This window comes from Streptococcus sp. HMSC072D03 (assembly GCF_001812855.1).
Taxonomy (GTDB): Bacteria; Bacillota; Bacilli; order Lactobacillales; family Streptococcaceae; genus Streptococcus; species Streptococcus salivarius_D.
The window spans coordinates 68,445-90,728 of record NZ_KV810616.1 but is presented as its reverse complement, the minus strand read 5'-3'; the positions used below and the strand labels follow the sequence as shown (position 1 = coordinate 90,728).

19 protein-coding genes and 1 pseudogene are annotated in these 22,284 nt (G+C 35.1%); 17 read left to right on the top strand and 3 right to left on the bottom strand.

Annotation, left to right across the window (positions count from 1 at the left end):
- The 14 genes from HMPREF2877_RS11050 to HMPREF2877_RS01415 all read left to right on the top strand — a co-directional run.
- Positions 1 to 198, top strand: a 198-nt coding sequence (locus tag HMPREF2877_RS11050) for a hypothetical protein (RefSeq protein ID WP_218108089.1), incomplete at its 5' end; no start/stop codon positions are given.
- A complete protein-coding gene (locus HMPREF2877_RS01465; RefSeq protein WP_070578283.1) occupies positions 191 to 1,519 on the top strand; it encodes a DUF3854 domain-containing protein in 1,329 nt (442 codons plus the stop codon). The genes HMPREF2877_RS11050 and HMPREF2877_RS01465, both read left to right, overlap by 8 nt.
- A 30-nt stretch (positions 1,520 to 1,549) precedes the next feature.
- Positions 1,550 to 2,152, top strand: coding sequence for a nucleotidyltransferase family protein (locus HMPREF2877_RS01460; protein ID WP_070578280.1), 603 nt, complete (start codon positions 1,550 to 1,552; stop codon positions 2,150 to 2,152).
- Positions 2,153 to 2,289: 137 nt separating this feature from the next.
- Positions 2,290 to 2,607, top strand: coding sequence for a hypothetical protein (locus HMPREF2877_RS11135; RefSeq protein WP_256262909.1), 318 nt, complete (start codon positions 2,290 to 2,292; stop codon positions 2,605 to 2,607).
- A 216-nt stretch (positions 2,608 to 2,823) separates the two neighbouring features.
- A complete protein-coding gene (locus tag HMPREF2877_RS11130; RefSeq protein ID WP_256262908.1) occupies positions 2,824 to 3,753 on the top strand; it encodes a hypothetical protein in 930 nt (309 codons plus the stop codon).
- 13 nt (positions 3,754 to 3,766) lie between these two features.
- The gene (locus HMPREF2877_RS01450; RefSeq protein WP_070578277.1) at positions 3,767 to 4,147 is read left to right on the top strand and encodes a helix-turn-helix domain-containing protein; all 381 of its coding nucleotides are present in this window, start codon (positions 3,767 to 3,769) and stop codon (positions 4,145 to 4,147) included.
- The gene (locus HMPREF2877_RS11125) at positions 4,144 to 4,314 is read left to right on the top strand and encodes a hypothetical protein (protein ID WP_256262907.1); all 171 of its coding nucleotides are present in this window, start codon (positions 4,144 to 4,146) and stop codon (positions 4,312 to 4,314) included. Before HMPREF2877_RS01450 ends, HMPREF2877_RS11125 begins: the two co-directional genes overlap by 4 nt.
- A complete protein-coding gene (locus HMPREF2877_RS01445) occupies positions 4,275 to 4,943 on the top strand; it encodes an ATPase, T2SS/T4P/T4SS family (RefSeq protein ID WP_256262913.1) in 669 nt (222 codons plus the stop codon). The genes HMPREF2877_RS11125 and HMPREF2877_RS01445 overlap by 40 nt, the downstream gene beginning before the upstream one ends.
- 15 nt (positions 4,944 to 4,958) lie before the next feature.
- Positions 4,959 to 5,462 (top strand): Cas9 inhibitor AcrIIA9 family protein, encoded by a 504-nt coding sequence (locus HMPREF2877_RS01440; protein ID WP_083306926.1) that lies wholly within the window; start codon positions 4,959 to 4,961, stop codon positions 5,460 to 5,462.
- Between the two features lie 58 nt (positions 5,463 to 5,520).
- Complete coding sequence (locus tag HMPREF2877_RS01435; RefSeq protein ID WP_070578275.1) at positions 5,521 to 7,068, top strand: PcfJ domain-containing protein; 1,548 nt, start codon at positions 5,521 to 5,523, stop codon at positions 7,066 to 7,068.
- 125 nt (positions 7,069 to 7,193) lie between these two features.
- Entirely contained in the window at positions 7,194 to 12,710 is a 5,517-nt protein-coding gene (locus tag HMPREF2877_RS01430; protein ID WP_070578273.1) for an SNF2-related protein, read from the top strand.
- Positions 12,711 to 12,918: 208 nt separating this feature from the next.
- Positions 12,919 to 13,797: an Rgg/GadR/MutR family transcriptional regulator gene (locus HMPREF2877_RS01425; protein WP_070578270.1), complete on the top strand. Its 879-nt coding sequence runs from the start codon at positions 12,919 to 12,921 to the stop codon at positions 13,795 to 13,797.
- A 341-nt stretch (positions 13,798 to 14,138) separates the two neighbouring features.
- Positions 14,139 to 14,846, top strand: a complete 708-nt coding sequence (locus tag HMPREF2877_RS01420) for an ATP-binding cassette domain-containing protein (protein ID WP_070578266.1) — start codon at positions 14,139 to 14,141, stop codon at positions 14,844 to 14,846.
- Positions 14,847 to 15,947, top strand: a complete 1,101-nt coding sequence (locus HMPREF2877_RS01415) for a hypothetical protein (protein WP_070578263.1) — start codon at positions 14,847 to 14,849, stop codon at positions 15,945 to 15,947.
- Between the two features lie 840 nt (positions 15,948 to 16,787).
- On the opposite strand, the gene HMPREF2877_RS01410 is transcribed toward HMPREF2877_RS01415, so the two are convergent.
- A complete protein-coding gene (locus tag HMPREF2877_RS01410) occupies positions 16,788 to 17,762 on the bottom strand; it encodes an Abi family protein (protein ID WP_070578260.1) in 975 nt (324 codons plus the stop codon).
- Between the two features lie 244 nt (positions 17,763 to 18,006).
- On the opposite strand from HMPREF2877_RS01410, the gene HMPREF2877_RS10495 reads away from it, so the two are divergent.
- Positions 18,007 to 18,165, top strand: coding sequence for a putative holin-like toxin (locus HMPREF2877_RS10495; protein ID WP_141751032.1), 159 nt, complete (start codon positions 18,007 to 18,009; stop codon positions 18,163 to 18,165).
- Positions 18,166 to 18,537: 372 nt separating this feature from the next.
- On the opposite strand, the gene HMPREF2877_RS01405 is transcribed toward HMPREF2877_RS10495, so the two are convergent.
- The gene (locus tag HMPREF2877_RS01405) at positions 18,538 to 19,332 is read right to left on the bottom strand and encodes a helix-turn-helix domain-containing protein (protein WP_070578257.1); all 795 of its coding nucleotides are present in this window, start codon (positions 19,330 to 19,332) and stop codon (positions 18,538 to 18,540) included.
- A gap of 349 nt (positions 19,333 to 19,681) precedes the next feature.
- Between HMPREF2877_RS01405 and HMPREF2877_RS01400 the strand changes: the two genes are divergently transcribed.
- Together HMPREF2877_RS01400 and HMPREF2877_RS01395 are read left to right on the top strand one after the other, a co-directional pair.
- Positions 19,682 to 19,870, top strand: coding sequence for a helix-turn-helix domain-containing protein (locus tag HMPREF2877_RS01400; protein WP_002887206.1), 189 nt, complete (start codon positions 19,682 to 19,684; stop codon positions 19,868 to 19,870).
- Between the two features lie 67 nt (positions 19,871 to 19,937).
- Positions 19,938 to 20,642, top strand: a complete 705-nt coding sequence (locus tag HMPREF2877_RS01395) for a hypothetical protein (RefSeq protein ID WP_070578255.1) — start codon at positions 19,938 to 19,940, stop codon at positions 20,640 to 20,642.
- A 167-nt stretch (positions 20,643 to 20,809) separates the two neighbouring features.
- On the opposite strand, the pseudogene HMPREF2877_RS01390 reads toward HMPREF2877_RS01395, so the two are convergent.
- Positions 20,810 to 21,845, bottom strand: a pseudogene (locus HMPREF2877_RS01390) (transposase).
- Between the last annotated feature and the right edge of the window lie 439 nt (positions 21,846 to 22,284).

Genomic DNA, 22,284 nt, shown 5'->3' with positions numbered 1-22,284 from the left:
TGTTATGCTTTTTTTGTTTTGAGTTTGGGTAGACGGACAAAAAAGGAAGGCGACATCTCGATGTTTAGAGGTGAGGAACAGGTGTTCCCAAATCTAAATGGTCGTCATGCGGAGGAAAGGCTACGAATAGGTATTCGAGGCTTTCCAAGGTCACTTTACAACAACAATTTATTATTAAGGAGAAAAAACAATGACTAAATTAATCACAATTGGAAATGAAGAATTAATTCGTGTAGGACGTGATTACCCTTGTCCTATTTGTGGAAAACCAGATTGGTGTCTGGTTTTCGCAGATCAGTCAAAGGCTGTTTGTGCAAGAAAAATTGACCCAGACAAACCACAATTTGGTAGTGCAGGGACAATCTATGAATTGGACAAAAATAAAGCCAGAAAGGTGACTTTTGAACCAAGTTGGAAAAGTCAGCCCTTGGCAAGTATCTCAACACTTCACAAGGTAAACTCTCTTGTGATTGATGTGTTGGGATTGACTAAGGACCATGTCAAGCACTTAACAAGTGCAGAACGAGGTCTTTCTGTTGAGACTATTGCTTTACGGGGATATGCTTCATCGACAAAAGAGACACGGAAGAAGCAGGTTGATACAACAGTATCTCACCCTGCAACTATTTGGGAAAAGCTCTTTGTTGCAAATGGCCTTCCTAAAGATGCATGGCGTGGAGTGCCTGGCTTCTACTGGAATGAAAACGCAAAATGTCCTATTTTTGAATCAAAAGATGGAATTCTAATTCCATGTCGCAATTCTTGGGGACAAATTGTAGGTTTTCAAGTACGTCTTGATAACGTTAGTTATCAAGCCAAAGTAAACGAAGCCTTTCAAGAGGGACGAAATGCACGTACTGCTAAGGTCTTTCAAAATGACGACGGAAGTTTCGATTGGTATGTGTTTGCTAAAGGTTCATCATACGAACTAGCAAGTGGGACAACTAAGGAAACTAGAGTTAAACTTCGGTCTGGACTTGAGTTGACTTTTAAAAAAGGGCAAAAATATGTCTTTGTATCGTCAGCATATAAACCAGAAGGAACGAGTGCTAAGTCCTTTCCCCATTTTGCTTATTCTGATGAAGTTTTAGAACAAGCACGCTTTTCTGAAGAAGGTAAGGCAAAAGTCAATCTTATGAGTAAGGTTGATAACCTTCTAGTTACTGAAGGTCTGCTTAAGGGGGACATCACCGCATCAGTTGCGAAAAACACTCGTCTTTCTCAATTGGGGAATATCTGTGTTATCTCTATGGCAGGAGTAGCAGCATGGCGTCCTATCTCGGACTTTATCGGAAAGACTGAACTCAAAAAGGTTAAACCAATTTATCTTGCATTTGACCAAGACTTTGAGGATAATGACTCAGTATTTGAACGTATGTATGACATGGTTCAAGATCTAGTTACTAAGCAGTCTTGTACGGTTCGTGCTCTAATCTGGCCTCACGAAAAGGGAATCGATGATTTCCTTTTGAAAGCTTCCCCAGAAGAAAAGATCAGGTTCAAAACTTATAACTTATAATAGCCAGGTATGGTATAATGGAGAAAAAATATGGAGAAGTATGAGCTTGTGACAGATATCAAGAAAGTAGAGCGACTAATCTTTGAAATCAACACCATTCATAAAAAGTACTCAGAGGAGTATTTTGAAAGTGGTAAAATTGCTAAAGTTAATCTTAAGCACACTTTTGCGAAGGTACCGGTTGATGAGATTCTAAAATATCGTTTGAATCTACACGAATCTATCAACGATTATTTAATGGTAGCAGATGTCAGCGATATTAGTTACTTCTATCGAGTGAAGACATCTGAATCTATTTTAGACAAGATTGAGCGTTTTACTAAAAGACCCGAAGGGTATCCAGTAAATTCGGTTTTAAATGATATTTTTGGAGCACGTGTCATTTTGCCAACATCTGTCATTACTGAAGTGATGAATCGTTTAGATGATTGGAAGGAAGAATACGGACTAAAAAATTGGTATTTAAAAGATACTGAAGACTATACTGGCATCCATGTCTACTTTAAAAACAGAAGTAATTTCTATTATCCTTGGGAATTACAAATCTGGGATAAGAATGATATTTCTCGAAATATCGAGAGTCACAAAAGACATAAACGAGATTTTGCAAGGAAACTTGATAACAATAATTAGGTTTCCTTTTTTTACGCAATAAATTGTATATCATACTATGTATAGTCTATAGTGTATCGTACATAGTACATATAAGAGAAAGAGGAAGGTAGTAGCTTTAAGCTTTACCTTCCTTTTTGCTATTAAGGAGAAAAACAATGGCAAATTTACTAGCAGTAGCACAACAAGCGACTAAAAAAGTCACTTTTCCCAAGATAAAAGAGACTGATAAAGCTTGCGATATCGTGAGGAAATTTTGCAATTATTATGCGAATATTCGCAGATATCACTGTCATGAACTTTTATCTCAAGAAGTCGGAGCACTAGCTGTAGAAGTGTTCGGACAGGATAATGTCTATACAGCCTATAAAGTCAAAGACATTATGGCTGATATTGAAACCATTGGTTATGATCAAGCTCACTTTTCGAATAAGTTAAAAAGACTGTTCGAAGGTATGAGTTTGAGAGATGAATAAAATCAAGAACACCTTTTCGGTGAACAGATTCTTCTCACACTCCATGGGAGTAGATTACCTGCTACTAAAAGTGCAGAAGATACCAAACGCACTTTGTATCTTCTCATTGTCGACGATTCAAAGGTTAGAGTACCTTTGAAGAAAAACCTAAGTTTTTGGAGAGAGAGAAATTCACAAACAAGGTATGGACTAGTATCTTTTAGCTTTCTTGAATTGATGTCTATCCATAGTGAAGGTATCTACAAGGAATGTAGTTATTATGGAAATATCCAAAAGATAGCTAACGTTCTTAAAAGAGAGTATGAAGATGCTCTTGCAGCTAACCTTAATGCACAATATGTTAATCAGTCCACTAAGACGATAGCCAGTGTGCGTGAGGATAAAATCTTTCAAGATTATGAAATGAACAGTAACACGTCATTTCTTGATTTAGGGTTTTCAAAAGTCGAAGTTGATACTGAGCGCTATCGAGGTAGTGATTTTGACAAGGAGAAATTTAAAGTTTTAGAGAACGAATGGGAGAAGTTGTGTAATCACTTACCACATTCGACTGTAGAACCAGAACTCAAATTCCGAAAGCTAGGAAAACATAATGCAAGCGGACTTTATGTACCAGGGTTAAATATCATGGCAGTTGATGTAAGAGATTCCTCATCATTCATACATGAGTATGGACATTATTTAGACTATACGTATGATAAAGCTGGGATCATTAGTTCTACGTCACATAGCTTTAAAGATATTCGATATATCTACAAGGCTAGCTTGCTGAAACTTATTCAAATAGCTGAGGAAACCAGAACGGATTTAGCTCAAGCTGTTCACATTAAGAAGAAGTTGGACTATTATTTGACACCAACAGAAGTGTTTGCACGTGGCTTTGAATGGTGGGTTTTTGAAACTTATACCAAGGTTTCAGAATTGCTATCTGATGAAGCAACTTACTATACTCGACTAGAGTATAGGGCTTTAAGGCAATGTCGACACCTTTTGTTTGCATTTTTTGACACGTTCTTTGAGAACTATCGTGCAATGCAACCTATTTATAAGGTCGAGAAGGTGCCAAAAGCATTGGTAGCTTGTCGAAAGCCACTTGAAGATAAACCAACGACTGAAGGAGAGCAGTTAAGTTTGTTTGAGTTCTGAGAGGAGAAAAACAATGACTGAAATGACGGTCAAGAAGTATTTGGAACCTTTTTACACTTTAGATAGAGTGGCATTAGGTTCAATACTAGAAACAGCTAGGAAAGAATTAGATAGACCTCTATCTCTTCAAGACGTTGCAAATAGAATTGGGGTTTTTAAGGGAACTGTCAATAATTATGAAAAAGGACGGTCTATTCCTAAAGAACCGCAATTTTCGATGCTCTGTAAACTGTATAAAATTGATAAGGTTGACCTTATCAATAAAACTACAATTCTTGATAGAGATAAGGTTCTTTCCAAACGTTACGAGTTGTTGAGTACGATTCGTGAATTGCAGAAAGAAGCTGCAGAGTTAAAGCTGTTACTAGAAACAGAAAAAGGAGAAAAACAATGATTACTTACATTAAACAGGCTATGAAAGAAGCTATCGATAATAGTATCCAAGATATTACCTTCTTCCCACATGGTGAAGAATACGAGGTAGATTTAGAAAAGCTGGTGTCAAACAGGTCTATGACCACATTTCATCAGAAGATGCGGATGTTCTATTTAATCATATAAAAGTTATGGCTGATATGATTGTAATCGAAAAACGGCGTGGGCAACTAGGTACTTGTGACTATCCGTTGGATGATGGTAGAGTTATCACCATCAAGATATCAACGGTAGGCGATTTTCGAGGTCTTGAAACGATGGCTATACGACTATTAGATTGTATCAATGGGGATGAGCATCGAGTTTCTTTGCGTGACTTTGATTATGATAGTAGCTTGGAAAACGTACTTGAACAAGTACGCATTCCGGGCTTACACATCATTACTGGTCGTCCAGGTGTTGGTAAAACGACTTTAGCTTACTTGATACTTGCTGAAGCTTTTAAAGAAGGGCAAGTAATGACAATTGAAAGACATGTCGAAATTAAGGATGTATCTTTTGGCCAGCTACAAGTCAATGAGGTTAACCGTATGGACTATGATGCTCTGGTCACTTTAGTCCCACGCTTTAATCCTAATGTCTTGTTTATCGGTGAAGCTAATACACAAGAAGAAGTAGAAGCAGTACTTAAGGCTGTTTCTGCAGGATTAAGTGTCGTTACAACAGCCTATCAAGATAACTTTTTAATCCCACATGATGTTTTAGAAATGAAACAAGGACAAGATGGGAAACGAAACGTAGCTTTGGTTAAATAAAAGAGGAGAAAAAAAATGACAGATAAAATTAAGATTGATGCTTTTGACCGCTTCATGGCAGTAAGCCATTTTGATGATGAAATGGCAGAAGCTCACACACCGACTGAGGATGCTATTCATAATTGGATAGTTGATCATCAAGAGGATGATGAGCTGATTGCTGGAATTCTCAAACATCTTGATCGTACGATTAAGGATGCTATGGGTTACTGCATCAGAAAAGCCAGTAAATCTGACTATAGAAATGGTCAAGGTGCTATGGTTGATGATGCTACAGTCTTTTCTTGGGTTAAGGAGTATTTTACTGCTGAAAAAGTTGAGACTAAATCAGTTGTAGGTAAAATGACTACTGGAAGCAAGAAATCAACTAAGAATACTCAAAAGAAACAGGCTAAGAAGAAAACCCTAGCAAAGAAAACATCAGAAAAGAAGAAAACCCCTAAAAAGAAAATGCCTAAAGAGGTTGTGGAACAGTTAGATCTTTTTTCAGATTTATCTGTTGAAGAAGGGGAATTTTAACAAAAATGATGAAAAAAATGGTCCTAGGGCCATTTTTTATTGATTAAGGAGAAAAACAATGACAAAAGAAATGACTATTCAAGAAATCGTTGACAATCGTCTAAAAGTTCCTAACGGATTTTTCAAGTGGGCGATGAATGATTTTCCTATCTATGAATGGACTAATAAGTCCAGGACAATTATCTCTTCAGACCGAAAAAAATTTTCGGAAAAGGTTACAAAACGCTTATCACTTAATAGCCGTTTAACCTTTGTAGGAGATACTTTCTACTATGTCTGGATGGGAGTTACAAAGAAACGCATTGAAATGCAGATGTATTCTGTGACTCAATCCTTCGAAAAAGGAAAAGAAAGGTTCAAAGTCAGACTTTACAACTTTTATCAGCTTGCCAACAATAAGATTGTTAAAGCCCACCGGGATCCATATCTTTCAGCCCAAAAAGGTAAAGATATCTATAGAAGTGGATTCCAAAATCAGAGGAATGCTCTCTTTTTTGGTTCTGGTGCATTTAGTGTCTATACGCTTTATGGGGATATGGAAAGTCTTATTCAGAAATTACAAACAAAGTCTGAGTTGAGATATTTAGATTTTGGACAAGTGATTAAAGATAATTTTGAGATAAGCATAGTACTACCTCATCTCTATAAATATAGAGAACGTATTGAATTCGCTCAAAAAATCAAGGCGCGTGGAATCGTCAAAGACTTGGTAGGGTCTACTTTTTATAGGTCTTATTACTCATCTAGTCTAGGACATGGTCATGCAAATATGGGTAAGGTTACCATGAACTTTCTTAAAAGGAATAAACCGTTTCTAAAAAATACGGATATGAATGTTGAAAAGGCATTTTTTGAGGAAGATTTGCGTAGACGATATGGTCGAACTTTCAAGGGGTTATACGAGTTGCTTACAAACGCTATGATTTCTGACAAGAAGCCACTAATTAAGCGTTTGGATAGTATCATACCATCCACTGTGAAACCAATTCGTTTTATTAACTGGATGATGAAAAACAATATCTCCCTTCGTGATTATGAGGACTATCAAGAAATGGTAGAAGCTCTGGGAATTCCATTTGATGGAGATTATGTAGTTATCCCAAAAAATTGGGAAAACAAACATACAGAGATCGTAGAAAATTATTCAGCTCTTCTCGAGAATCAACAAGCACGTGGTACATATTTACGTGTAACTAATGCTGTCAGAGATTTGAGAGAAGAGAAACAACGCCTTGAGGACGAAAAGAAAGAGGCGAAGTTGAAGATTGAAACAGCTAAACGTTTGACAAACATGATGAAGGCTCAGACCGCATTTGACAAGTATGCTTTTATCTTTCCTAAAGACGAAAGTGAAATTGTCAAAGAAGGCAAAACCCTACATCATTGTGTTGGAAGTTATGCAAAAAAACACTTTGTCTACGGAACTTCTATTATTGTCTTTGTTCGTGATAAAACTGACAGAGAAACCCCTCTCTATACTCTTGAATTGAAAAACAACAGGATCATTCAACTGAAAGGAGAAAGGAACAAATCCGCAGATGAAGAGGCAAAGAAAGAAGCAGAACTTTTTTTAGCTCATTGTGGAAAGCTTAAAATTGAGTTTTAATAAGAGGAGAAAGATAGAATCGTCAATCATCCTAACTTAGGGAGACGATAAACAATTATTTTAACGAAAAAGAAAGACTTGGTATTATACCAGGTCTTTTTTAGTTTTAAGGAGAAAGAACAACAATGGAAGAACAAAAAAATAATACTAAAACAATGACTAAAGCAGAAAAGGTTCAAGCTAACCTTTCTGCCATTAAACTTGTGAAAGCACTCGAAGCAGATAACCGTCTAGCTGATAGTGCCGAACAAGAAATTCTCTCTAACTATGTTGGTTGGGGAGGACTTGCTAACGATTTCTTTGATAGTAAGATTAATCGTTTTGCAAAAGAACGTGATGAGCTAAAAAGTCTTGTCACTAAAGAAGAATATCGTGCGATGGAAATGAGCTCCCTTACGGCTTACTACACAAGTCCAGAGATTGCTACTGCAATGTGGGATAAGATTGTAGAAAGTGGTTTTAAAGGAGGTAATATTCTTGATCCATCAATGGGTACTGGTATCTTCTTTGAAACAATGCCAGAGGATATCAAGAAGAATTCTACTCTTTATGGAATTGAACTTGATACCATTACAGGTGCTATTGCTAAACACCTTCATCAAGATGCTACTGTTTTAGTCCAAGGATTTGAAACAGTAAACTTTGAAGGGACACCATTTGACTTGGTCATTACGAATGTTCCATTTGCGGATGTTCGCATTGTCGATAAGGCTTATGATAATAAACCTTATCGTATTCATGATTATTTCTTTAAGAAAGCTATCGATTTGGTACCCTATCATGGGATGGTTGCTGCTATCACTTCAACTGGTACTGCAGATAAGAGTGCTGGTTCAATTCTGCCAGAACTCCGTCGTAGCAGAACTCAGTTTTTAGGTGGTGTCCGCTTACCAAATACTGCTTTTAAAGATGCTGGAACAAGAGTGGTAACAGATATCCTATTTTTCCAAAAAGGAGCTTTTATCCCTGTTCCAGATAATAATATCGACTTCTGGTCTTCAGATAGAAATAAATTCCCCTTTGATAAACGTGTCTCACTCAATCCCTATTTCTTCCAGGATGCTATTTGTAAAAATCCTTGTGTCCTAGGCGATTATCAGGTACGTAATTTCAATGGTGGAACACTGGATCTTGTGGTGGATAGCTCTTTTGACTTAGCTTCAGAGCTTCAAGAAGCACTATCAAAAGTAACAGTGCCTTTCGAAGTGGAGAGACTAGAACCACGTGATATTATCCTTAAAGAAGAAGTGAATCATCTTGACCAAGACTTACTTGCTTCACTTGATATTCGATTGAACGAGTATGCTTGTGATAAAAATGGGCGTGTCTATTATCGTGATAACACGTCTATCCGTCCTAGCTCACGCGCAGCTGAAATGATTTTTTATCAAGACGAACAAGGACAGTTCGTAAAATATGATGAAAAATACAAAGAAGAAGCCATTTTAGACTTTGAAGCAGCAGTAGAAGCAGACCCTAATATTGTTACGAATACATGGGTAAGTCAAACACCTTCTAAAGCAGATAAAAGTAAAGGGCTTTACAAAGGTATTTATTTCTATGAAACACCCCTTACGGATACAGAAAACAAGCGTATCCGTGGCATGGTTGCTATCAAAAATGCTTATCAAGCCATTATTGATATTCAAATGACGACAGACTATGATGAAGGTAAATTTAAACAACTGCTTGCAACACTTAATCAAGCCTACGATACTTTCAAGAAGAAGTATGGTTATATCAATCAAGCGGTGAATGCTCGCCTCTTTGACCGAGATGATCGTTATCCTCTTATCGCTAGTCTTGAATTAGAGGAGTTGGACGAGAATGACAGCTCAAAGGTAGTCTTTGTGAAGTCAGATGCTTTTCAAAAGCCAACTATTCGTCCTAAAAAACATCTCCATCAAGTGATGTCAGCAGTAGAAGCCTTGAATGTGTCGCTTTCAGAAGGTCGTGGCGTTGATTTGAACCTCATGAGTTCTGTCTATCCAGATGTTTCAGAAGATATGATGATTTCTGAACTAGGTGAGACCGTGATGATTGATGTGGAACGCTATATTGATGATAAGACTGTACACTATGTTACTAAGGATAAATTCCTTTCAGGTGATGTTCTTGCTAAACGTGATTGCATTAACTCTCTCATTGAAGACGGAGATACACAAGCGGATTGGGAACGTTATTTGGAACTGATTTTATCTGTTGTACCAGAGCCAGTTGTCTTATCTGATATTGATTTCAGCATTGGTTCTAGCTGGATTCCTAGTAACGTCGTTTCTCAATGGGTGTTTAGTGAATTGTTGGATGAAAAAGTTGGTCTCCATTCTGAAGAAGCTAAATCACTATTAGTGAAATCCAGAATCGGACGAGGTTTCAACGAACGCTTGTTAAACTGCTATATGAGTCGTCAATCTAACCTTCGTTTAGGTCTACGTGATGAGTACAATAAAAGCTACTCACACGCAACAGATATTGTGGCTCATTTGCTTACAAGTAATCAACCAACAATCATGCGTAATTTCGGTACGACTGAAAACCCTATACGTAAGGTTGATGAAGTGGCTACAGCAAACCTACGTGAGTGTGAACGTGTTCTACAAGAAAGCTTTAAAAACTTTATTCATGAAAACCCAACAGTCCAAGAAGTGATTGAAGATACCTACAATGAAGTCTTTAATCGCTATGTGACACGTCAATATGACGGAAGTCTCTTGGAATTTGATGGGTTGGCTAAAGGTGTAGAGCTTCGCCCTCATCAAAAAAATGCCGTACAACGTATTCTTGAAGAGAGACGTGCACTGCTTGCTCACGAAGTGGGTACTGGTAAGACACTAACAATGATTTCAGCAGCTTTCAAGATGAAAGAACTTGGGCTTATTCATAAACCATTATTTGTGGTTCCATCTAGTCTAACAGCACAATTTGGTCAAGAAATTATGCGTTTCTACCCTACCAAGAAAGTGTTTGTTACGACTGAGCAGGATTTTGAAAAGTCACGTCGTCGCTTGTTCGTTTCTCGTATTCTAACCAGCGACTATGATGGTATTGTGATTGGACATTCTCAATTTGAGAAAGTTCGTGTCTCACAAGAACGTGAACAAGCCTTTATTTCTGAAAAGATTGATGAACTTGATGAGATCATTAGTTACGCAAAAGCTAATGACGACAAAATCACATTCAAGCAAGCACAATCGATGCGTAGAAGTCTTGAGGCAAACTTAGAAACGTTGCTTGAAAATAAGACTGGTATTGATGAGTTTATCAACTTTGAAAGCCTTGGTATTGATATGCTCTTTGTTGATGAAGCCCACGGGTACAAGAATGTCCGTCCTATGACACGTTTGGGGAACGTTGCTGGTATTACCAACCGTACCTCAAAAAAGAATATGGATATGGAAATGAAGGTGCGCGTGCTTCAAGAAGAGCATGATACACGTCACGTTGTCTTTGCGACTGGAACACCAGTTTCCAACTCTATTAGCGAAATGTATACGATGATGAATTATCTTCAACCAGATGTCATGGAACATTTCGGTGTAAGTTTCTTTGATGCTTGGGTTGGTGCGTTTGGGATTGTTGAGAATAGTCTTGAACTTAACCCTACTGGAGACAAGTATATTTCACGTAAACGCTTTGCTAAATTTATGAATCTCCCTGAGTTGATGGCGATTTATCGTCAGACTGCAGATATTCAAATGACTGAAGACCTTAATCTTCCAGTTCCTATGGTAGAAAAGGTAGCGGTTGAAAGTCAGTTGACTGATAACCAAAAGGTTTATTTGGATGAGCTTGTAGAACGCTCAGACCGAGTTAAAAATGGGAGTGTAGATCCTAGTGAAGATAACATGCTCAAAATTACTAGTGAAGCCAGAAAGTTGGCTTTAGACATGCGTTTGCTGGATGCGGAGTTCTATGTAAGAGCTGATGCAGATAAACTCATGCAAGTGGTTGAGCGAGTGGATAAGATTTATCACATGGAGGCTAAGCATAAAGGGACACAAATGATTTTCTCTGACCTTGGAACTCCTAATGGCAAGGGTTTCTCTGTTTATCAAGAGTTGAAAGATTTGCTTGTTGAACGTGGGATTCCAGAAGAAGAGATTGCTTTTATTCACGATGCTGCTAACAAAAAGGCTAAGCTCCAACTTCAACGTCAAATGAATGCTGGTGAGATTCGTATTCTCATGGCCTCAACGGAAAAAGGGGGAACCGGTCTTAACATACAACGTCGTATGAAAGCTGTTCATCATCTCGATGTGCCTTGGAAACCGTCTGATATTATCCAACGTAATGGACGCTTGGTTCGTCAAGGAAATATCTATCGCAAGGTAAATATTTTCCACTATATTACCAAGGGAAGTTTTGATAACTACCTTTGGCAGATTCAAGAAACAAAGCTTCGTTATATTACTCAAATCATGACCAGTCGTACACCGATGCGAGCTTCAGAGGATATTGACGAGCAAACACTCTCAGCCTCTGAATTTAAAGCTATTGCGACAGGCAATCCATATCTTAAACTTAAGATGGAACTTGATAACGAATTTGAGTTGTTGTCTAATCGTCGGAAGGCTTGGGAACGTGATATTGCTTTGTCTCAAAAACGCATTAAGCAAGCCCTTAAAGATAAGGAAATTTACGAGAAGAAACTTTCTCTATTAGTCCAGGATAAAGAGCTTGCAGAAAAGACAAAACCTTGGAAAGAAGTGGTTGAAAAAGAAGACGGTAAGAAATATGAGGTTGAACATAACCCATTTGTTATGACTTTTGAACCAGATGGATACGAAGCAACTAAGAAAGATGTTGCAGGAAATCAACTGAACTATGCTATGCAGATGAATGTTGCCTCTGATCCACTCCATATGAAAATGACAACCCTTGCTCATTATCGTGGTTTTGTCCTTCGTGCGTTGGAACAAAAATCACCTTGGCAACCAGAACGCATGCTTGATTTGCATATTATTGGTCAAAATAGCTATGCCGTTCGCCTAGATTTTGCGAGTGGTATTGGGACTATCCAGCGTATCAACAATGTTATTGATGGTATGGATAAACAAGCTAAACTCTTGCAGGAAAACATTGACCGTTGTGCAGATACTATTAAGCGAGGAGAAGCTGCAGATGTTTTTGCAGACCAAGCTCGTCTCGACTATGTATCAGCTAAACGTGCCATTGTTAATCCTCTTATCGAAGTCGAGGACGAGTCTAAGAAGCCTACTGTAGAACAAATTGAAGAGGCTATTAATGCTTTTGAATTGCAGTACAAGGCAGACCATCCAGAAATGGATGAGGACTCTGATGTAAAAGTTAGCTCAATCACCGAGGAATATAGTGCTAGCTATGATCCTGATGAAGAAAGCGAGCTTGTTGAAGTTATTGCTGAGTCAGTAGATGAAGCAGAAACTGGCTTTGAGGAAGTAGTAGTTGCTCAAGAAATCGTTGAAGAAACAACTCATGTTGTTGTTTCACAAGAAGTTCTTGATATGGCTGATGACTTCCTAGAAAGCATTTCTGAAATCTTTGGTATGACTGAAGAACATAATAATGTTTCTACAGAAGTAGTTTCTGAAACCTCTATTAATGAGGTAGTAGAAGCAGAAGTAGAAGTCTACGAAGAAATTTCACTATTTGATTTCGTTTAATCATAAAAAAAGGATAACATCTTCTTGAGGAGGTGTTATCTTTTTCTCTTATTGATTGTCATAAATAGAAATGTTTCGGATATTTGGAATAGTCGTCTGTTCTATATTTGGTTAAAAGTTTTTTCATGTTTAAACTTCCTTCTATAATTTATGATATACTTTTTTAGATTAAAATTTTAGTTCCCGAATATGCAACAAAGGAGAAAGAATGAAAAATAGTGGTGAAATTTTTAAACGCTTCAGAGAATCTAGAGGGTTATCTTTAAAAGATGTAGCAAATGACAATCTTTCAAAATCTCAGTTATCAAGGTTTGAAAATGGACAAAATGATCTTACATTAAATAAGTTCATTATGGCACTGAATGCCATAAACGTTTCTATTAATGAATTTATGTATGCTGTGAATGACTTTCATAATGATGAACTCACAGAACTTCTAGATATTATTAGGACCTGCACCATCAAAAATGATATTAAAGGCTTAAAAAACTTATTGTTTGATTATAGTAAAGGGGATAAAGAGAGTGATAAATTCCATGAACTAAATACTATTTTGATAAAAATCCGCCTTCAAATCCTATCAGAAGAAAAACAAGTTCTTGAGGGAGACTTAGAAAAGTTAATTGATTATTTGTTTAGTGTCGAATATTGGGGAGTCTATGAATTAAGATTATTTCTTAATTCAATTGATATTCTAGAACATAAGTTTTTTGTAACTTTATCGAGAGAAATGATCAGACGTTCCGACTATTATAAAGAAATTAAGGCGAATAGAAGTCTAATCAATCATATGACACTGAACGCTTATATTATTTGCATCGATCGAGGTTATTTAACAGATGCAGCGTACTTTGGAAAACAACTTGAATCTTTCTTCTTTGAAGAATCGGAAATGTATGAAAGAGTAGTATATAATTATGCCCATAATTACTATCTATATAAAAAGTTTGGCAGTGACCAAGCCATTATTGAAATGAAAAGGTGTATAGAGTTTATGAAGGCAGTGGGAAGTGTTAATATTGCTAGTCATTATAGTTTGCATCTAGATAGAATTTTAAAAAATAGACAGTTGCAAAAACGGGAATAAATTATATGTTATAAATATAATGTTATATTTATATTGATATGTTATCAATTATAGGCATATTCTTTTCCAAACAAAAATAAAAAGAGTTTTCATCGGGTATAGTTATATTATCAACCATTTATTATGAGTTAGGATTATCAGTTATAGGTGTTATCCTATTAACTATTAATGTTTTGATACAGTTTATAGAAAGAAGGCTAAAAAATGAAATTACGATTTAGAATTTTTATTGGGATCTGCTTTTTAATTGGTGCGTTGGTATTTATGGCTCAAAAAGAGCTGTTGTATGCGTTAGCATTTCTTTTAGTCGGAGGATTTTATATATATAAAGGAGTGGACTAATGGTTCATTTGGTTTTAGAGGTAAAAGGACTCAACGTTTGGTTTAAGAAGGATAGACCTATTATTAGTAACCTTGATCTTGTTATTCCTAACAATACTATTATTGGTCTGGTAGGAAAAAATGGTTCAGGTAAAACAACCTTGATAAAATCTCTGAGTAGTGTGTTTGATAAGAGGAACTATCAAGTGACTTCAATCAGCTTAAATGGTGAAAGTAAACCGTTGGACAGTAATGTTTATAAGCTGAATACCTATACTGTTTTCACCGAAAATAACAGTTTTTTAAATTGGAACTTTAGTCAGTATTTTAATTTTGTCTGTCAATTATTTCATGTTAAAAGAGATGATGACTTATATGATTATTTAGTCAAGGGCTTTAATTTTGGAAAATTTTTACAGACTAGCATAGGTAATTTGTCGACTGGAAATAAGAAAAAAGTCTTTTTGATAACAGGTTTCTATTTAAAACGCCCATTATTAATCTTGGATGAACCTTTTGATGGATTAGATTTTGACTCTACTGAATTTTTATATGAAGTTCTCGTTCAATATAAAAGCTATGGCTCAATATTAATGACCTCTCATATAGCAGAAAGCATTGCTAGAGTTTGTGATGAAGCCTATTTTCTTGAGGATGGACATTTAAAATTGTTACAATCAGATTTAGATGATTGGTTAAATGAGGTCAGTAGTCAAAGGAGGGAATAGATGCTTTTAGCTATTTTTAGAGATATCTTTTCAAAAAATAGATTGTACTTGTTTCTGTTTTCTCTTAGCATATTACTGTATTATAAATATGTGAGAGTTGGGTTCTCTACAGATTTTAGAATTCTGATGTTGAGTACATTTATCGTAACAGCACTATCAACCTTTCAGTTACTCTACTCATATTTTTTAACTGATCGAATGGAAGCCTATTTTCAACTACCTATATCCATAAACTACTTTAAAATTAATTTTATATTTGTTACATTTATTCTGAATTTTTTTGAAAGAATCATGTTTCTAATTTTATTTTTAAATGTAACTATTGGCTACTTTCAATTTATAAAATTAATACTCTTTTCATTGCTAGTGATACTTAGTGTATTCTATGTGTTTATCAAGTTGAACACAAAATTAAATGTACTAAGTTTGCTTTTGATTATTGGTATGTTAGGAATAGATGGTTCTATATTATTACTAAATAATATATTCTATATGTTAGTAAGTTCTATCATTGTAGGGTATTTAATACTGAGAAATAAAGAACTTATTTATATCGTAAAAAATGAAAGTTCTCCAGTTTTTAATAAGAGACGTCATAATTATTTTATGATTTCCTTGATGCAAGAAAAATATTTTTTTATAAATTCAATTTTTACCCTATTATTTATTTTATTAATTATTTTTCAGGATTACCCGGAACAACTAAAAACAATAACTTTACTTACTATTGTTTCTGTAAATACTCCACTAACAACTCTATTCTCAGCAGACAAAGATTTGATAGTTCATGTAAAGTCGCTACCTCAAAGTACTTTATTTTTCTTAATGTATTTTAGAGTATTACTTTCGTATTACCTAATCACTAATTTATTAGTAGCCTTCACATTAAAACTTTTTGTATTGAATAGTTTGAGAATAGACTTCTTATTTTTGGTCATCGGCTTAGCTATAATAGAGGCTATTATGTACCTTATGATTGAGATCTATTTTCCATTACAGAATTGGAATCTGAAAAGAGAATTATGGAAGCATCCAAGAAAATATATCGTACCAGCTATAATTTTCTTTATTGGTTGGATAACAATGTACTTAATGGTTTGAGAAATACGTCTGATCCATATATTCTACTGTTGAACAACATAGGAACATCTTTATATTTTTTAAGGTCAGCTGTAACTAAGTCCAACTTACCTTCTCATAGCTTTCAATAAAATTTGGGTTAGCAGTTTCCAATTGTTACTTTAGGGGTAGATTGATTAATCCATATGGATAAGATTTATAAAAAGTTTGTTGAGAAAGTAAAACTAAAAAAACTAGGGAAATACCCTAGTTAGTAGTAGGCACTCACATAAAATTTTTATGTGACGAGTAATGTGAGTATAAAGCCTCTATGTATAGAAGTTAATTAGAGACTAAGGGAAGATTGAATTATTTGTTGTATGGTATGTAAGCCTACAATGTGATTATATCAATATGATTAAAAATTTGCAATATTTTTCAATGATCTACATTCCCCTTAATAGAGTCTGTTTATATGTTTTATAATGACTATAATAATCTTTTATGGTTATTGGTACTTGTAGTATGTTCACTAAAAAACTTATGAAAAACAGCTCCTTTCGTAATGGAAGGGCTCAGGCTTTTATAGATGGATTCTATTATATGGCTTTGATATATTTTAGTTTAAAACATACCAGATGAGGTGTTATTTTCGTATACCCTTTTATGGCTCAATAAGTTTTGAAAATAATGCTGCAACCTCAGAATAGCACTGTCTTGTCTCATTTATTCTTAAAGACTTAATAAACTTGGTATATGGTAAACAGAGTCAAATAAAAGGGTGGAAGCATCCACCCTTTTGAGCATAGACCGCAGTACTACACCCCTATTCGATATTGTAAATTATAACAAAAACATATAAGCAAATCAAGGCTTTTGATTTTATAAAATATTCTCCAACTGTTCAAGTTTTTGAATAGAGTTAGCTCCCACTATCTTGTCAAATGTTGATTTAGGGACAGACTGATATAGTGTATCCTTAATTTTCCTAAAGTTTGATATATATATCTTTAATTCACGCTTACTATAACCCTGTAACCGCATCATATATAAAAGTAAGATAATATAGTCAATTATAGTGTCAAAACTAATTGTAATTTGAAGTTTTCCATTAAGAAAAGTTTTGAGCTTTTTAGGTGGTGTTTCCTTATTGAAATTCGCATCGTAAACAGGGGCATTATGCATTGTAGCATTTCTTAGTCCTGTTAAGGCGAAAACAATTTGTTCCAACAACCGTCCATCAGCGTTCAAGCCTGAGTGGGTTAAACCAATGATATCACAAAGTTCTAGTCGATCCTTTTTATTTAATGCACTTAAAAAATGGCCATACTGCCCGAATGAAATGGCCTCAAAAAAGCCCCATAAAGGGATAGGCCGACTATTGTGAATAAAATGGCTTAAAGAATCATTTTTCCCATAGTAATAAGCTATAGTTTCATCTATATTTTGCCTAAGATCTAATCTTTCTTTTAAACGTTGGCGATATTTTTTATAATCATTTATTTTATGATAATCTTTGTAACCATTTAGTCGGTCTCTAAAAATAGCTTCAATATCAGGGTTGGAATTTGTTACGAGATAATCAATTGTTCTATTTTTTAGACCAGTTTCAACCTGTGTAATCAATGGATAAATTAGAGCTTTTACAGCTGTATCAAACTTATGAATTGCTTTTATCTGATCGAAATTTGTAAAATTTTGATTTGATGATACATCCTTTATGAATCTAAATCGTTTGTAGCCATGATAATACCCCATGTTTAAAAGGTCTGTTTTGTGCTTTGAACCTTTGATTAGTATATTATGTTTATCACGGATATGTTTCATTAAACCATTTGTAGATTTTCCTTTTTCCATGTTCTCTCCCTGTAACTGACTACAATCTTATTATACGTTTCATTATACTAGACTGTCTTCATTTATCAAGTTCTTTATAGATACCTATAAAAACATTGTTGTTAGCATATGATTTCATGGACATGTTTTGGTTAGAGTATTATCTAACCAAAGGAGGTGTTCAAGCATTCATTCAAACAAAGAAGGGCTCATTTTACACTCAAATAAAGGAAGTCAATACTACAAGCGATTGCTATGGGCAAGCATTCAAAATCTGGTAGAAAGGAAAGTAGTTTTGGCAGCATTTGAGGTTGTGCAAACCATCCTAGGCTTCGGTAGTTTTACTATCGCTCTAATAGGTTTATGCTACAAACTCTTTAAAAATGACGACAAAAATAATCCGTCCCCACTTTTGGCGAAGTAAGACGGATTATTTTCGTTTAAAACTAGCCACCGTTTTTTAAACGGATTTACATGGAAGTTGAATGACTGCACAGCTTCCTTTTTTTGAACAACATTTTATCAAAATAACTGATTTAAGTCAATTTACGTTTCTTCTTAATTATTTTGAGATTCATATTCCTTAAGAAAAACAGCTGAAAGTTAAGTTAAGATATATTTTGAAACTATTGAGATTTTAGCAGAAAGAAAGTATAATGAAGTTACTTTCTTTTATTTCTGTAAGTTATGTACTACAGAAAACGGCAACTCCATTGGGGTTGCCGTTTTATCTTGTATTCGCTCTTACTGAATCATTATAGTTTATTTATAACTCTTTACTATAAAAAAACTAAACTTACATAAGCACAACCTTGCCAAAGATGATGAAATCATCCTTTTCTGACAGGGTGATGGGTGGCTTGTCAGAATTTAGCGGGTTAAGGAGAATGTCCCCATTTTCTCTATTTTGACCTACCTTCATTACGAAGAACCGACTATTTATCTGCACGATGCTAATATCACCTGCTCGTAGAATTGAATCTTTCATGATAAATAACACTTCATCATCAAAAAAACTAGGTTCCATGGACTTACCGACAACCTTAATGGCTATATCATGTACTGGAATAGGTACAGGGTAGTCAAGACAGTCGACTGGGACCTCTGATAGTTCAAACCCTTGAGAATTGACTCTAGCATAAATACTGATTCTTTTGGTTGGTCGTTCATCGTTAATGCCTATTTGTTTTTTAAGGTCGTTTTCTTTGATTTCTTTAGAGATGTGCTGATTATCTAATCGATTTTCTATGAAATCAACAGTCGCGTCTTGGTTTCCTTCATCAAGCTCCTTAAACATTTCCTCTACTTGCTCTTGCTTATTGTCGTTAATTGGTGGGTAAGCATACTTGCTTGGTGAGTCCGATAATCCTAGTAAGTAGTCTGATGTCACCCCAAATAATCCAACTAACTTCACAAGATCTTTAAATGTAGGGGCATTACTTCCATTTTCCCACTTTCCAACAGTTTGTTGTGTTTTCCCTATTCTGGCACTAAATTCCTTTTTAGTCCAACCTCTAGCTTGTCGGAGTTTAATTAATCGGTCAGTAAACATTTCCCCCATTAAATTATTACTATCCTTACACTCTTTCATGTATTATCCCTATAACATCTTCCTAAAAAAATTATAATTTTTTATAATCAAAATTATTATAGCAGTTTTAGAAACAATAAACAAATGTAGAAATAACAGTATTCAAAAGACTTTATAGACTGTATAAAATAGCTATATAAGACGGTGGCAAACTGAATGAAAATGAAATAATTACTAATTTAACGCTAAGTTATAATTAAAACAAATCCATGTTTTAGTAGAAAATCATAGCTTTTTAATTAAAAAAATATGAGTTAGATGTAATTTTATTATGAAATTTTCTTGATTGTTTGCCATAAAAATAGTAAAATCATTTCAGGACTATATTGATTAGGCAGGTTATATATACATGGGAAATATTATTTCGGACTTGAGACAACGACGGAAATTATCAAAGAAAACATTAGCTCATGATCTAGATGTCGATGCAGGGACTATTGACAAGTGGGAGAATGGAGCTAATATACGTATGGAAAACGTTATAGCTATAGCCGAGTATTTTGGTGTATCTACTGACGATATTTTAGGAACAAGATAATATTAGTTACGAATCAAGTGTAACGAAGTAAATACCAATTTTTTTGATTGAAAATAAGAGTAGGACAATGACAACAGCAGCCAATAATCCAAAGATAATTACTTTAGAAGACCTAGAAGAAAAGTTAGAATCATTTATTTATGAATTTAATGATGACCTATGCCGAACCATTATTGAGTATATGCTTGATTCAGAAGGACCATTTGCAATTACTCGATATAAGAAGTTTGGATCACCATGGTTTTATCAGGCAACTAGAGATATTTCTGATAAACTCTGGAGAAAGCTAATCGAAGAGGGAAAACCAGAGACTGAAGCTAAAGCCATAGCTAAAGATGTGATATCAACGTACTATCAATATATGTTATTTGATATGTTGCTTGCGGGACAAAATAACCTAGCTTCAAAAGAAGTCCAAGTAAGGATTTCTAGTTTGACAAATAGTCGTCAACAAAATGAAGTAAAAAAATTAGCCTTCATGAAAGGTTGTAGGGAATACGTTCAGAATTTACCATTGAAGACACTAACCAATTACATTCCTCTAGCCGAATTGTTTAAATACGCTGGTGTCGGGGAAGTTCCAGATTTAGCGAAAATCTTCAGCTTGCTTGATTCTAGTGAAGCGGGATGTTTGAAAAAAGTCGGAGAAGTTATCCATTTTGACGATGCTGCAGTAGATGAAGTGATTGAAAAAAGATTTTTAAGGAGTTCTCAACTTCGTTTCTCTAGCGGTAAACTATTATACAACTCAGAAAGTGTTGTATTTAAATAGTATTTAGAATGAATAAAGGGGAAAGGATATAATTTTAAGTACTTTTCAGGCCTAAGACAAATCAATACTTTTTAGACACAAAATATTATGTGAAGGGGTGTTTAAAGCTAATGCTATATTCTTCATAGTAACTTAGAAATTAATCACACAAAAAAACGAGACCTTATTTATAAGGAGATACAATTAAATGGATAGTCAAACTTGATCGTTTTTTTAGCAGGGATGATAAAGGTTAGGTACTTGAGGTAAAACATTGTCTGAATGAGACGATGTATTGATGGAACTGCATGAGGATTTGTTGAAGGTATTGTCTTTTTCGTTTCTCATAAAAGTCAGCATTATGCCAGGAATTGGTAGACTGAAAGCGACGAATATCTCCCAATTCGCCAATGATAGACGTCGCCGTGGTTTCTGTGATGCCAGGGATTGACCGTAAGATGTCATACTCTGGTAAAGGCTGAGCTAGAGCTACCAAGTCGTTTAAGACAACCTGTCTGCGTTCAGAAAGACGAACCTCTTCAAGTATTTGAGAGGTTTTCTTGATTGCACAAAAAGATTGTTTAGAGAGTTTTATAAGTTTATCAGTCAGGTAAGCAATACGCTTTTCAGAGATACGTTTGGAGGTAGATTGGCGGATAATTTCACACAAGTCACTTTGAGAAAGGCTTAATACAAACTCTTTGCATGGAAAAGCCATCAGCAAGTTCCAATATTGCTCTCCAGTTGGTGTGGATAAGAAATCTCCAATTGAGGAAAGGTGACTTGTAGAACCTTGTGCAGACGCTTTTTAGCTCGAACAAGGTCTTCTGTCATATTTTGATAGAAACGGCTTAAATCATGCAGGTATTGATAAACTTCTTCCTGCACGTAAGTTGGTTTACGATTGTACACAAGCTGAGAATTAGCCAACTTTTCAGTGTCAATTTTATCTGCTTTACGAACTCACAAACTGTTCAATTACTTCTTAGCTTCCAGCGGATTTAGCTGAGTGTAAGCGTAACTATATTCCTCAATAAAGGCTTGAAGACGTCGAGAATAGAAGCCTGTAGTCTCAAATATAATCTCAGGATTATGAACAGTTTTTAAGTCACCCAACAGGCTGGCATCATTGAGTATGGTGTAGCCATGAACCTTCTCACAGTTGACTAAAATTGCCATCTCAGAACTTGTTTTACTTACATCAATTCCAAATACTGCACGCATGACATTACCTCTTTTGTCTTGAATAATTCCATTTTTTAGTGATTTCATTTTCAATACTCGACGTCTAGTACCATAGATTCCTACAACTTTACAAGACACCACTACTTTAACATAAAGAAAAAGTAGTGAGTACTCTCTCCCGTCGGATATTTCTTCACTACTAATCTTAATATGTTTACTATATGCTTAATACGAATTTAATATAAGTTTTTCTGAAGAAGCACTTTACTGTTATTAGCAAATGCGGGAGATATAATTAGTCTTAAATAATAGTCATATAGCTATTTAATTGCGGAATCCTACTATACCGGTTTTTTATTGCGATAAGCGATTATGAGAAACTGTTTGAATTAATAGGTTCCCTACCAAAAAACTGCCAAATTTATTTTTGGCAGTTTTTTTGTCTCACGAAAACCACTAGCTGTGCTAGTGGTTCCGA